The following is a 13399-nucleotide window of genomic DNA, read 5'->3' on the forward strand; positions in this document are numbered from 1 at the left end:
ACAAAATGGCTAAGCCATTTTGTGTTTTAGCAAAAATATAGAGACGCAAAGCGTCTCTATATTTTTTTTTTAGCGAGAGCTTAAACTTTTCAGCTCAGTCGATAAAATATCGATCGCCTTGGCAAACTGCGGATCAGAGCTTGTCCCAACTAGTTCACGATTTCTGTTGAGATTTTCAAGCTCGGCTTTAGTCAGTTCAACTACTCGGTCTGGCACTATTCCCATTTGATTGATGTCCCGTCCATTGGGAGTGTAGTACTTAGCGATCGTCACCGCCATACCTGAACCATCACTAAGAGAATGTACTGACTGCACTAGTCCCTTACCAAAAGTCTTAGTCCCGACAATCACAGCTCGTTTGTTGTCTTGCAAAGCTCCAGATAGGATCTCACTGGCACTTGCCGAGCCGCCATCAACTAACACCACAAGGGGCTTGTCCGTAAGAGCTTGACGATTAGCGGTAAGTCTCTCACTCTCGCCCTTGCGATCAATCGTGGAGACAATGGTGGCATTGTCGAGCCACATCCGCGCAATTTCAGCACTGGAATATAGCAATCCACCAGGATTTGAACGCAAATCTAATATAAATCCAGCAGCGCCTTTACGCACTTGGTCTTGGATCGCTTTACGCATATCACTGGCGGCATTAGCATTAAACTGGCGCAAGCTGATGTAGCCAATCTTGCCAGCACTAGTATCACGCAGGTCTGCCTTGACTGGATGAATCTCAATCTTGGCGCGTTCTAGCTCAATGTCAAATTGTTTGTCGCCACGCTTGATCCCCAGTTTAACCTTTGTGCCAGCAGGCCCGCGAATTAGGGCAACGGCTTGGTTAATATCCATCCCTTCCGTAGACTTATTCGCGATCGAAGTAATAATGTCTTTGGTTAAAATACCAGCACGAGATGCAGGTGAATCTTCAATTGGAGCAACAACTGTCAATTGCTTGGTCGTATCATCCATGCCAAGTTGAATCCCAACTCCCGTTAGTTCCCCCGAAGTATCGATTTGCATACTCTTAAACTGCTCAGGGTCCATAAAGCGAGTATATGGATCGTCGAGAAGTTTAAGCATTTCCCGAACTGAGCGATATGCTTCAGCTTTGGAAGAGTAATCACGATTTTCGACATACTGTCGTCTGACCTGCCGCCAGTCAACTTTGTTGAAAGCCCCATCAACATATTCGCGATTGATCAGCTGCCAAGCTTCATCAACGATTTCTTTGGGGCTATCCCTAAATGCGGCGATGCTAGGGTTTGCTAGCTGAAAACCAACAACTGCCACAGCCGCAGCCAATGCTGCTGTTGTACCAAGTACAAGTCCGCCTTTTGCCATGTCAACTTCCTGAAAAGTGATGTGTGTGAGGAATACAAGAATGCAATATATAAAATCACATTAACTCTAGCACAGGAGTTTTTAAGCGTGTGATTTTAAAGTTGTATTTTGCTAGGTTTTATGTCTTAAGTTTGTGTGTGATTGTGCGCGTATCGCTATTAATCGTCACTAATTTGTCTAGCAATAGCCATTGTATCGTCAAAATGTATAGCTTTACACAAAAACTAAGTACCTGAGTCTGATGTTATGGATGTCATTAATCTATGTACTTGGTCTATGTACTTGGTCTGTGTACTTAGACATGTTACTTAATTGAGGAGAATCCTAAGGTGTTGGTTTATAAGTCAAATCAAAAGAGGAGACTCAAGAGTTCAGTAAACTGGACTGCTTGTATTCCCCTTGCGGCAATTATCGGTGTTTTTTGGGTATACGCAGCTACTGCTCAAACTGCTGCCCCCGAGCCACTAACTCCAGATAAAGTTCAGGAAAATGTTGCTGCTCTCAAAGTTGGTTTAGATACTCTTTGGGTAGTTATTGCAGCCTTTCTAGTGTTTTTCATGAATGCTGGCTTTGCTTTGGTTGAGTCTGGCTTTTGTCGCCGTAAAAATACCGTTAACATTCTCACCAAAAACTTAATCGTATTTGCGATCGCTACCATCGCTTACTGGATGGTTGGTTTTGGCTTTATGTATGGTGATGACGGCGGTAATGCCTTTATCGGTTTGAAAGGGTTTTTCTTGAATGGTGCTGATAATAGCCCTTTAACAGGTGATGCTTATAAGGGTGACTTTCCTGGACTTAACTGGACGGGTGTACCGCTAGAAGCTAAGTTCTTCTTCCAGTTAGTTTTTGCCGCAACCGCCGCAACGATCGTCTCAGGTGCAGTAGCTGAGCGCATTAAGTTTCTTGCCTTCTTGCTATTCAGCTTTTTGTTGGTAGCTGTTTCCTACCCAATCACTGGACATTGGATCTGGGGTGGCGGCTGGCTATCACAGGTTGGTTTCTATGACTTTGCTGGCTCTACCGTAGTTCACTCGGTTGGTGGCTGGGGTGCGTTGATTGGCGCAGCAGTATTAGGAGCTAGAGCTGGTAGATATGGTGAAGACGGCAAAAATCGGGCAATCCCCGGTCATAGTATGAGCCTAGCAACCCTAGGATGCTTGATCCTCTGGTTAGGTTGGTTTGGCTTCAACCCCGGTTCGACCATGGCGGCTGATGGTCGTTTGATCTCCCATATTGCCTTGACTACAAATATGGGTGCTTCTGCGGGTGGTATTGCCGCAACCGCCGTGGCTTGGTTGTATCTTGGTAAGCCCGACCTATCAATGATTGTCAACGGTATTTTGGCAGGCTTGGTTGCAGTTACTGCTCCTTGTGCTTGGATTACCTTACCCAGTGCGATTATCATTGGTGCGATCGGCGGAGCAATTGTTGTATTTTCAGTTGGCTTCTTTGACAAGCTGAAGATTGACGATCCCGTTGGTGCTACCTCAGTTCACCTTGTTTGTGGTATTTGGGGCAGCTTATCTGTTGGTTTATTCGCCGTTGGTCCGACAGCGGATATTGGCAATAATTTTATTTTGCAAGCTGATGCTGGACCTAAGGCTGGATTGTTCTTGGGCGGTGGCTTTGATCAACTTTTAGCTCAATTGATTGGTGTTGCCGCCGTTGGTGGTTTTACCGTTGCTTTTAGCTTTATTGCTTGGTACGTTATTTCCCTAATTACAGGTGGTATTCGTGTTGAGCCAGAAGAAGAGTTCAAGGGACTTGATATCTCTGAACATGGCATGGAAGCCTATTCTGGTTTTAGTAAAGAAAGCGAATAGTTTTTCCAAACTCCCAAAATAGCAATGGCGGCACTAAGTGCCGCCATTGCTGTTTTGGGGGTTATGTCCTGATCAAAACTTGCGTTGCAATAGACGAGTGGCGGCGCTTCGCGCCGCCACTCGTCTATTGCAACGCAAAAAGCAAAGGCAGCCCATGGGGCTGCCTTTGCTTTTTGTAAAGTTCATCCTAATTCCGATGGGGTTATCGGGGTATAATGGTGGGGCAAAGAAGTTAAAAATATACGAAATCTCATTTGAACCATGACAAACACTTTGACAAATCCTGTAAAAGTATCAAAGGTTGAAGTCCTTAAGCAAAAAAGTAACTTTTTACGAGGTCCTATCAATACTGAACTAACTGATGGCAATCCTTATTTCAGTCAGGATGGTATACAGATCCTGAAGTTTCATGGTTCTTATCAACAAAAAGAGCGAGATTTTGAAAAAAACAAGGCTAAAGGGGAAGAAGCGCAGTACAGCATGATGCTGCGTACCCGTAGCCCTGGGGGAGTGATTCCTTGGCAGTTGTATGTGGCTTTAGATAAACTTTGTGATAAGTATGGCAATCACACTTTACGAGCCACAACGAGACAAGGTTTTCAGATCCACGGCATTCTCAAAGAAAATCTGAAAACTGTGATTGCTGATATCACCAGAAACATGGGATCAACGGTGGGTGCTTGTGGCGACATCAATCGTAATGTGATGGCTCCATCGGCTCCTTTTAAAAATAAGCCTGAATATATCTATGCCCGTGACTATGCTTTCAAAATCGCGGACTTATTAGCACCACAGGCTGGCGCTTATTATGACATTTGGCTTGACGGTGAAGTTGCCGTGACTTCTTCCGAAGCACCAGAAGTGACTGAGGCGCGAAATCGTCAGGGAACAGGGAAGGCTAAAACAAATATCAGTGATACTGAGCCGATCTATGGTGTGCAGTATCTGCCACGCAAATTTAAAATTGCGATCGCGGTTGCTGGTGATAACTCAGTTGATCTCTACACCAATGACTTGGCGTTGGTGGTGATTACCAATGCTCAAAACGAATTAGAAGGCTTTAACGTCTATGTCGGTGGTGGTTTAGGTCGCGCCCACAATAACGATGCAACGATTGTCAGAATGGCTGACAGCATTGGTTTTGTGCCTGTTGCAAATATTTATGATGTGATTAAGGCGATCGTTTCATTGCAACGGGACTATGGCGATCGCCACAATCGTCGTCATTCTCGCTTCAAGCATATTTTGCATGAGTGGGGTGTAGAGAAATTTAAGCAAGTTTTATTGGAATACTATCCAACCAAGCTTGATGTAGCTCGTGAATTGCCTGATTTCAAATATCAGGATTATTTGGGCTGGCATGAGCAGGGTGATGGCAAATACTTTGTCGGTGTCTCGATTGAAAATGGTCGGGTAAGCGATCGCGAAGATCTAAAACTGAAAACGGCTTTGCGGGAAATCAGCGAGAAATTCCACCATGATTTTGTCCTTACGCCTAATCACAACTTGTTGATTACGGAAGTCGCTGCCGATGAGAAAGAAGAGATTCAAAAGATTCTCGATCGCTGTGGTGTTCTTCCTACAGACAAAATTGATTCTCTAGTGCGTTACTCAATGGCTTGTCCCGCATTTCCGACCTGTGGATTAGCGATCGCTGAGTCAGAACGCGCATTACCCAGCGTATTAGCCAGAATCCGCCAACTATTAGTGCGTTTGGGCTTAGAGAACGAAACCTTTGTCACCCGCATGACAGGTTGCCCCAATGGTTGCGCCCGTCCTTACATGGCGGAACTTGCTTTTGTGGGCAGCGCCGTAGATGAATACCAAATTTGGCTAGGTGGTAGCTTTAACTCGACTCGTTTGGCTCAGCCCTATGTCCAGCGTTTGCACATTAACAATCTTGAAAAAGGTTTAGAGCCTCTATTTGTTTATTTCCGAAATGAACGAGTTGCGGGTGAAACTTTTGGTGATTTTTGCGATCGCAAGGGCATCGAAGACTTACACAAGTATGCGGAAACCTATGTTCCCGAAGTAGATGAAACCGACTCTAAGGGCAAACGTAAAGATGTCCGTCATCGCGTTACCCTTTCGGCAAAGTCCTATGAACTGCTCAAAAAAGCCGTCGAGGAAAAGGGTGCTTCGATGAAGGATCTTGTGGAAACAGCTTTGGAGAAATATTTGGGTTAGTGAATTTATGATGGGAGGCGCTTCGCGTCGCCCATCATAAATTTTGCCATATATTTAAAATAGACCTTGAATCAAGATTTAGTTCCATTATTAGAAGCGGCGCGGCGATATCTAGATATCAATCACGCGCCTTTTTATATGCCAGCACATAAACGGGGGCAGGGAATAGATGGCGAGTTGATGGCAATCATGGGGAAGAATATGTTTCGCCTAGATTTGCCAGAATTACCTGATCTTGAAGACTGCATCACTGAAGCTGAAGCTCTTGCTGCTGATGCTTATGGTAGCGATCGCGCATGGTTTCTGACCAATGGCTCTACTTGTGGTGTGCAAGCGATGCTTTTGGCAACCTGTGGAGCAGGCGATAAGATTCTCATTGGGCGCAATTGCCATAAAGCGGCGATCGCAGGATTAGTTCTCAATGGTGCTACACCGATTTATTTACCTACTGACTATCTAGCAGAATTTGATTTGGATTTGGGTGTGAGTCCTAAAACTCTAGAATTATTTCTAAATCTGCATCCTGACGCAAAAGCAGTCATGCTGGTAAGTCCTAATTATTTTGGAGTCTGTGGCGAACTAGAGAAAATGGTAGCGATCGCCCATTCTTTTGATGTTCCTCTATTAGTCGATGCTGCTCACGGAGCGCATTTAGGGTTTCATCCTGACCTACCAAAATCGGCACTGCAAGCAGGAGCCGATCTCGTCGTCCAATCTACGCACAAAGTGGCAGGTAGTCTCACGCAGTCTTCAATGTTGCATTTACAAGGCAATCGTATTGCTACTGAACAGGTTGATCGGGCTTTACAAATATTGCGATCGAGCAGTCCCAATCTCTTGCTCTTGATTTCTCTGGATGTGGCAAGGCGACAAATGGCTGTGCATGGCAAAGAACTCTTAACTGAGACATTGAAGCTAGCAAAAGCTGCGCGATCGCAATTAAACCAAATTCCGAATTTGCGAACCTTTAGTCAAATAGAAGTTGCCACTCTTGATGATACTCGACTTACGGTGATAACTGATTGCTTAGAGATTACAGGGTTTGAAGCTGATGAATATTTACATTCCCAACTGGATGTGATGGCGGAAATGCCAACACTTACGCAATTAGTATTTAGTCTTAGCTTTGGTAACACTCAAACTGATATTGAGCGGCTAGTGAATGGACTTCAACAACTCAGTAAGGAAAAAGGAAAAAGGAAAAAGGAAAAAACAATCACCAATTACCAATTACCAATCACCAATTACCAATCTAAACTTACTCCTCGTGAGATCTATTTTGCTAAAAGCGATCGCCTTCCTCTCAATCAAGCGATCGGGCGAATTAGTGCAGAATCTCTTTGTCCCTATCCCCCAGGGATTCCTTTGGTTTGTATTGGTGAAGAAATTAGATTAGAGGTTGTGGAAATTTTGCAAGCTATTGTGCGATCGGGTGGCATCATCAATGGAGCTAGTGACGAAACTCTCAAAACAATTCTAGTTGTATAGTTTAACAACCAAAAGCTATAGCTGTAAAGGCTAGTATGACAAGATGTCTTTTGACTTGGGAGAAGGAATGACGCAATGTCTATCAAGGTTGATTTATCATATAGCAATCCTGAATAGGTTGTGAGAGTGCGCCCCAAAGGGGCGCACTCTCACAACCCTCAAAATCTTACAACTCATTTAGGAGCGATATAGACATGATTGTTCATATTGAGATGAGTGAAGACCTATTGACTTTCTTAAATCTAGATAAGCATTTGGCGAAGTCCAGTTACCTTGGCTTAACCTAATACTGCGATCGGAAAACCATTTATCTTGTTGAGTATTAACAATAACTATGCTGGAATACCTTCCGCCTTTAAATGACCATAACTTGCCGTATCCCGATACAATTCATCCAATTGTGGTGCATTTTGTGATTGCGATGGTGTTATTTGCCGTAGTATGCGATTTCATTGGCTACTTCACCCGTAATCCTCGACTGTACGAAGTTAGCTGGTGGAATCTATTTTTTGCCACAATTTCTATCTTTATTGCGATTATCTTTGGACAAATTGAAGCAGGGCTTGCTGAACCTTATAGTTCAGTAGAACCTACTTTAAACTTACATACCATCATCGGTTGGTCACTTTCGGGAATTATTGCTGCGATTACAGGATGGCGCTATGTCTTACGTATCCGTGATCCCAAGACTTTACCTATGTCTTTTCTAGGTGTGGGTGTACTATTAACAGGAATAGTTCTTTTTCAAGTTTATTTAGGTGATTTGCTGGTTTGGGTCTATGGACTGCATACAGTTCCAGTAGTGGAAGCATTTAGAGAAGGTGGTTTGAAATGAATGCAGCATTAATTGATCAATTACATAGTCAACTGGGGCTAAATGGCTTGCCCTATGCAATTCCGATTCATCCGAATTTAGTGCATCTGACCTTGGGATTGTTTATTGTCGCGATCGGCTTCGATTTGGTGGGCGTATTTTTTGTTTTGGAAAAGCCTCTATTCAAATTTATGGCGATCCCTGCGGCTAGGTCGAATTTTTTTGATGTCGGTTGGTACAACATGGTCGCCGCCGCGATCGTTACTTTCTTTACGGTCGGCGCAGGTTTTTATGAAATCCTTCTTGCTACACCCGATGAGAACGTCAAAAGTGCTTGGGGTTTTCAAGCAATGGAGACGATGATTTGGCATGGTGTGGGCGGTGTGCTTCTATTAGCTCTAATCGTGGGTATGACTATCTGGCGTGGGTTTCAGCGCTTCTTATGGCGCAAGGATATGGGGCAACAGGTGCAATGGAGCTATTTGTTAGCAGGACTCGTAATCTTCGTGATCATGTTTGCCCACGGGACTTTGGGCGCACAGCTTGCCTCAGAGTTTGGGGTGCATATTACCGCCGATCGCCTGTTACGCATGGGTCAAGATCTTAATTCGCTATAGGGATAACCATGAAACTTCGCACGATTTTAATTTTAGCGGTTGCCGCGATCGCGATCGCCCTGATCAGCCTCTGGATGGGACAAGCTGCCTATACATGGTTCCCGCCCCAAGCTTCAGCAGAATCAATATTAGTTGATAACCTGTTTAGCTTTTTAGTGACCTTAGGAACTTTCATCTTTCTTGGTGTGTTCGGCACATTGACCTATTCGATCTTGTTTCAACGCGCCGAAAAATATGACTATAGCGATGGTCCCCACATTGAGGGCAATGTCAAATTAGAAATCATCTGGACGGCGATTCCCCTTGCCTTAGTGATTTGGATTGCTGGCTATAGCTATCAAATCTATGACCAGATGTCAATTTTAGGGCCAATGGAACATGTGCATATGACGGCGGCGGCTGATGCAGCACCAATGGAGGGAGATAAAACTGCAACTAGGGAAAACGCGGAACATATTGATGTATTTGCGCGGCAATGGTCATGGGAATTTGTTTATGGCAAAGGCACTAGTATTGATGTTAGTAGTACAGAACTACATTTACCAAACAATCGCAGGATCGGATTAACACTGCATTCCGAAGATGTCCTACATGGTTTTTATGTTCCTGCCTTTCGCGTGAAGCAAGATGTGATTCCTGGTCGTGATATTAATTTTGAATTTACACCGATTCGTGAAGGCAAATATCGTTTGCGCGATTCTGAATATAGCGGCACTTACTTTGCATCTATGCAAGCCGATGTAGTGGTGGAATCCCCTGAAGCCTTTCAGAAATGGTTGGCGGATGCTGCGAAACAACCTGCGATCGCGGCTTACAATCCTGCCTCTGCTGAATACAGCAAACGTAGCCGTAACCAATGGCAAACCGTTGTCCCTGCGGCTCCGCCTGTGGTGAATTATTCCAATTGACTATATCTAAACGTTCAAAGAATCATCCCAAATACCAACGTATGCAGTCGGAGCAGCTACAATCTTCCCAAACCGTCATAATCTATAAAGCTCCTCAAAAAGGTAAAGGTCAAAAATTGCTAAATGAGGGATTTCAGCCTGTTGATTTCCCCTACAACCCTCCTTATGTGGATGGAAGCAGCTACTTTGCTGGTCCAAATGACAGAAGTATTGCTGAGGAATTTAACCAAAGCTACCAAGAGGGCATCCTTGAAGTTTTTATCGATCAGTCAAGCTACGATAAATATTTCAAACCGCTTGAATATCGCTATGATGAAAAGGATAACTGCGAACGAATTGAGGTAGTTATTCCTCAGAGCCTATTTCCCGTTCTAAATCAATTTCCACGAGTCCTTAAATCACAGTAAACATCATGGATAGTAAAAGTTGGGATCAAATTAAATCAAAGTACAAATTAGGTCAGTTTGTGCAAGGTAAAGTTGAGTTTCATGCGCCTTTTGGTGTTTTTGTAAATATTGATGAATCCTTAGTTAAGGGTCTAATTAAAATCCCTGATTTTTTAGATGAAGGCAAGATGAGTCAGGAAATGTATCCTGATATTGGCACAACAATAGGAGCGATCGTGGTTGGATATAACGAGAGCAATTGCCGTGAGATATATCTAAATGCTAAGCCCAGTGTGCTTCATAAAGCTCTTGTGCCGCTAAAGATTTTTGCTTTAGCTTGCTAGTACTATCCCCAAACTTTTTATCCAACTTCAGAGGAGGAGAGTCTCAAATGCCACTGGTTGAACCTATGTCACAAGTCCAAGAGCTTCCAAAAATCGACAAGCTTCGGTTAATGGAGTTTCTTGCAAAGTCACTTGTTAAAGACGAAGAACCAAACTTCTTTGTTGCAAATCAAGAGTATCCAGTTTGGTCGCCCTATAACTGCTCTGAGGCTGCCAATGTTTTGATGAATCTTCTGGAGACCAAGTAGCTTAGGCTAACATTTATACCTTAGTCCCAATACCTTTGTTTCATGAGTTGCTAAAAAAACAACTGGATTTTCCAAATGAAAATTGATAATCTTCGCTTTCAGCCATGGCAAGGAAATCGCTATGGGAATGAGAGTATATTTCAAATCCCAATTCTGATTGTTGGAGAATCAAATCATGGTGTATCGGAAGGTGCTGAAAAAGATGCTTTTTTTACACATCTTCTAATCAATAGCATTATTGATGCACGTTGGAGGCATAATTTTTTCAGCAATATCCAACGCTCATTTGTTGAAAATGCTAATACTCAAGAATTACGATCTGAATTTTGGCATTCTGTAGCACACCATGAATATATTCAGGATTGGCTTCCTAGACCTGAAGTTGCCCCCGATGAAGAAATGTGGAAAAAAGCTAAGCCGATTTTTAGAGAAGTAGTTGCTGAGTTAAAGCCTAAGTGCATATTGTTTGTTTGCAAACGAGTATTTGATCGAGTGTCACTCGATTTTCCAGCTTCTAATCCTCTATTTATTGATGCAGATAACTCATTGACTCTAGAAATTTATCAGAATCCTCATCCGACAGTCAAAATTGATAATGTCTTAGCTTCATGGATTTACCATCCAACTTCCCGCCGTGGAGGTTTCCGAAGACCTAGAGGCGTTGTCAGTTCCTTGATTAAGTCGGCTGGGGGGACTGATGGGTTTAGCGTGATCGCTGACTTAAACACAGTTACAACTCCTTAGTTAGACTGGAATAAGTATTTTCACAACTAGGCTATAACTTTTAACTCAATTCATAAATCATGGCAAACATTTCTATTGATGCGATCGCCGATCTTCCACCTCAGTCTGAGCAACCCGAAGACTGGCGGCGATTTTTTGGATTTAGTACCGATCATAAAGTGATTGGGATTCAATATATTGTTACTTCCTTTTTCTTCTTTCTCATCGGTGGTGTTTTAGCAATGGTGATAAGGGGTGAACTGATTACGCCTGAATCGGATCTCGTCGATCGCGCTGTGTATAACTCCATGTTCACGATGCATGGCACGATCATGCTGTTTCTCTGGACATTTCCCGTACTTTTAGGAATATCTAATTACCTAGTGCCATTGATGATTGGCGCTCGTGATATGGCTTTCCCTAAGTTAAATGCCGTTGCCTTTTGGATGGTTCCTGTATTTGGAGTAATCCTGATGGCAAGCTTCTTTGTGCCTGGGGGATCTTCACAATCGGGCTGGTGGGCTTATCCGCCTGTGAGTTTGCAAAATCCTACGGGGAATATTGTTAACGGTCAGTTCCTTTGGTTAGTTGCAGTCGCCATTTCGGGCGTTTCCTCAATTATGGGTGCGATTAACTTCGTAACCACGATTTTCCGAATGCGAACTACGGGCATGACTTGGTTCAAAATGCCTGTATTTGTCTGGACAGTGCTTGCCGCCCAGATTATTCAGTTATTTGGATTGCCAGCCCTCACCGCAGGAGCCGTGATGCTCTTGTCTGACTTGACCTTTGGAACGAGCTTTTTCGATCCCGCTAAAGGTGGCGATCCCATTCTCTTTCAACATTTTTTCTGGTTCTATTCCCATCCTGCCGTCTATGTGATTGCTTTGCCAGTGTTTGGGATCTTCTCAGAAATTTTCCCTGTTTATGCGCGTAAGCCTCTCTTTGGTTACAAAGTCGTGGCGGTATCTTCGCTAATCATTACGGGATTAAGTGGCATTGTGTGGGTGCATCATATGTTTGCCAGTGGCACGCCTGGCTGGATGCGGATGCTATTTATGGCGACGACAATGTTGATTTCTGTACCAACGGGGATCAAGGTTTTCGCATGGGTAGCAACGATCTGGGGTGGCAAAATCAAGCTAAATACAGCGATGCTATTTGGATTGGGAGCGATGGTGATGTTCGTATTCGCAGGAATCACGGGCATCATGCTTGCTTCTGTTCCCGTCGATATTCATGTGAATAATACTTACTTTGTGGTCGGACATTTCCATTATGTAATTTACGGCGCGGTGGTCATGGGAATCTATGCCGCCCTTTATCACTGGTTCCCCAAAATGACAGGCAGAATGTATTCCGAAGGTTTAGGGAAACTGCATTTTATCCTCACCTTTATCGGTACGAATGCCTGTTTCTTTCCGATGCATCCCCTCGGTTTGCAGGGAATGCCTCGTCGCGTTGCCTCCTACGATCCAGAGTTTGCCTTCTGGAATGTGATCGCTAGTTTAGGTGGCTTTCTCTTGGGAGTATCGACATTGCCATTCTTGCTCAATATGATTGGCTCTTGGGTACAGGGTGAAAAAGCTCCCAAAAATCCTTGGCGGGCGATCGGTTTGGAATGGCTTATTTCTTCGCCTCCATCCCATGAAAACTTTGAGGAGTTACCGATTGTAATTTCGGAACCCTACGGCTATGGCAAAGATGAACCCTTAGTTTCTAATCCTGATAAGTTGGAGATAAATCATGCAACCAGTTGATACTTCTGTTAGTGACAATCCTATTTTGGAAATCACCCACGAATCCGCCCATAGTGAGCATCCCGATAATCGGCTATTCGGCTTTGTGGTATTCCTACTTTCCGAAAGCGTTATCTTCCTGAGCTTTTTCGCTGCCTATATTGTCTATAAAACTACTTCCCTCAATTGGCTGCCTGATGGAGTCACAGGCTTAGAAATTCGGGAACCTGCGATTAACACCGTGATTCTGGTTTCCAGTAGTTTCACCATCTACATCGCTGAGAAATTTCTCCATAAAAAGCAGCTTTGGGGCTTTCGAGCCTTCTGGCTACTCACGATCGCTATGGGTAGTTACTTCCTTTACGGTCAAGCAGTGGAATGGAGTGGCTTAGCCTTTGGCTTCGGTGATGGCGTGTTTGGTGGTAGTTTCTATTTGCTGACTGGCTTTCATGGTCTGCACGTTTTAACGGGTGTGCTGTTGCAGTTAATCATGCTAGTGCGATCGTTCTTTCCTGATAATTACGCCAAAGGAGAATTCGGAGTCGAATCCACTTCACTGTTCTGGCATTTTGTCGATGTGATCTGGATTGCGTTGTTTATTCTAATTTACGTCTGGCAATAAAAATATAACTGTAGGGGCATAGCATTCCCACCCCAATCTATAAATTCTTAGATCCCCTTTATTTGGGAATGCTTTGCCCAAAACCTCGCAACGTAGACCCAAGAGCCAAAACAGCGTAACGCAATAATTTTCAAAATTTTTCAACGCAGGGATAATTTATTG

At 43.8% G+C, this 13399-nt stretch carries 13 protein-coding genes; 12 read left to right on the top strand and 1 reads right to left on the bottom strand.

The genetic code is table 11. The features are described 5' to 3' along the window. Nucleotides 1-69: 69 nt before the first annotated feature. Nucleotides 70-1335, bottom strand: a complete 1266-nt coding sequence (gene ctpC, locus VB775_RS01915) for a carboxyl-terminal processing protease CtpC (protein WP_281005704.1) — start codon at nucleotides 1333-1335, stop codon at nucleotides 70-72. A gap of 329 nt (nucleotides 1336-1664) precedes the next feature. On the opposite strand from ctpC, the gene VB775_RS01920 reads away from it, so the two are divergent. The 12 genes from VB775_RS01920 to VB775_RS01975 all read left to right on the top strand — a co-directional run bounded on the left by VB775_RS01920 (nucleotide 1665) and on the right by VB775_RS01975 (nucleotide 13237). Then, complete coding sequence (locus tag VB775_RS01920) at nucleotides 1665-3161, top strand: ammonium transporter (protein ID WP_281005705.1); 1497 nt, start codon at nucleotides 1665-1667, stop codon at nucleotides 3159-3161. Between the two features lie 261 nt (nucleotides 3162-3422). Then, nucleotides 3423-5348, top strand: coding sequence for a sulfite reductase, ferredoxin dependent (sir, locus tag VB775_RS01925; protein ID WP_281005706.1), 1926 nt, complete (start codon nucleotides 3423-3425; stop codon nucleotides 5346-5348). Between the two features lie 66 nt (nucleotides 5349-5414). Then, nucleotides 5415-6836: an aminotransferase class I/II-fold pyridoxal phosphate-dependent enzyme gene (locus VB775_RS01930; protein WP_281005707.1), complete on the top strand. Its 1422-nt coding sequence runs from the start codon at nucleotides 5415-5417 to the stop codon at nucleotides 6834-6836. 334 nt (nucleotides 6837-7170) lie between these two features. Next, nucleotides 7171-7671, top strand: coding sequence for a DUF2231 domain-containing protein (locus VB775_RS01935; RefSeq protein WP_281005708.1), 501 nt, complete (start codon nucleotides 7171-7173; stop codon nucleotides 7669-7671). Then, nucleotides 7668-8267, top strand: coding sequence for a DUF2231 domain-containing protein (locus VB775_RS01940; RefSeq protein ID WP_281005709.1), 600 nt, complete (start codon nucleotides 7668-7670; stop codon nucleotides 8265-8267). Before VB775_RS01935 ends, VB775_RS01940 begins: the two co-directional genes overlap by 4 nt. Before the next feature lie 8 nt (nucleotides 8268-8275). After that, complete coding sequence (locus VB775_RS01945; protein WP_281005710.1) at nucleotides 8276-9175, top strand: cytochrome c oxidase subunit II; 900 nt, start codon at nucleotides 8276-8278, stop codon at nucleotides 9173-9175. Nucleotides 9176-9216: 41 nt separating this feature from the next. Further along, nucleotides 9217-9582, top strand: coding sequence for a hypothetical protein (locus VB775_RS01950; protein ID WP_281005711.1), 366 nt, complete (start codon nucleotides 9217-9219; stop codon nucleotides 9580-9582). Between the two features lie 5 nt (nucleotides 9583-9587). Continuing rightward, nucleotides 9588-9905 (top strand): RNA-binding protein, encoded by a 318-nt coding sequence (locus VB775_RS01955; protein WP_281005712.1) that lies wholly within the window; start codon nucleotides 9588-9590, stop codon nucleotides 9903-9905. Nucleotides 9906-9952: 47 nt separating this feature from the next. Continuing rightward, nucleotides 9953-10153, top strand: a complete 201-nt coding sequence (locus tag VB775_RS01960; protein WP_281005713.1) for a hypothetical protein — start codon at nucleotides 9953-9955, stop codon at nucleotides 10151-10153. A 75-nt stretch (nucleotides 10154-10228) separates the two neighbouring features. Next, nucleotides 10229-10897 carry a hypothetical protein gene (locus tag VB775_RS01965; protein ID WP_281005714.1) on the top strand — a complete coding sequence of 223 codons (669 nt, stop codon included), beginning with the start codon at nucleotides 10229-10231 and terminating at the stop codon, nucleotides 10895-10897. A gap of 59 nt (nucleotides 10898-10956) precedes the next feature. Next, on the top strand, nucleotides 10957-12636 hold the full coding sequence (ctaD, locus tag VB775_RS01970) for a cytochrome c oxidase subunit I (protein WP_281005715.1): 1680 nt from the start codon (nucleotides 10957-10959) through the stop codon (nucleotides 12634-12636). Then, the gene (locus VB775_RS01975; RefSeq protein WP_281005716.1) at nucleotides 12623-13237 is read left to right on the top strand and encodes a cytochrome c oxidase subunit 3; all 615 of its coding nucleotides are present in this window, start codon (nucleotides 12623-12625) and stop codon (nucleotides 13235-13237) included. Before ctaD ends, VB775_RS01975 begins: the two co-directional genes overlap by 14 nt. Nucleotides 13238-13399 lie beyond the last annotated feature (162 nt).

This window comes from Pseudanabaena sp. CCNP1317, assembly GCF_034931345.1.
GTDB classification, from domain to species: domain Bacteria; phylum Cyanobacteriota; class Cyanobacteriia; order Pseudanabaenales; family Pseudanabaenaceae; genus Pseudanabaena; species Pseudanabaena galeata.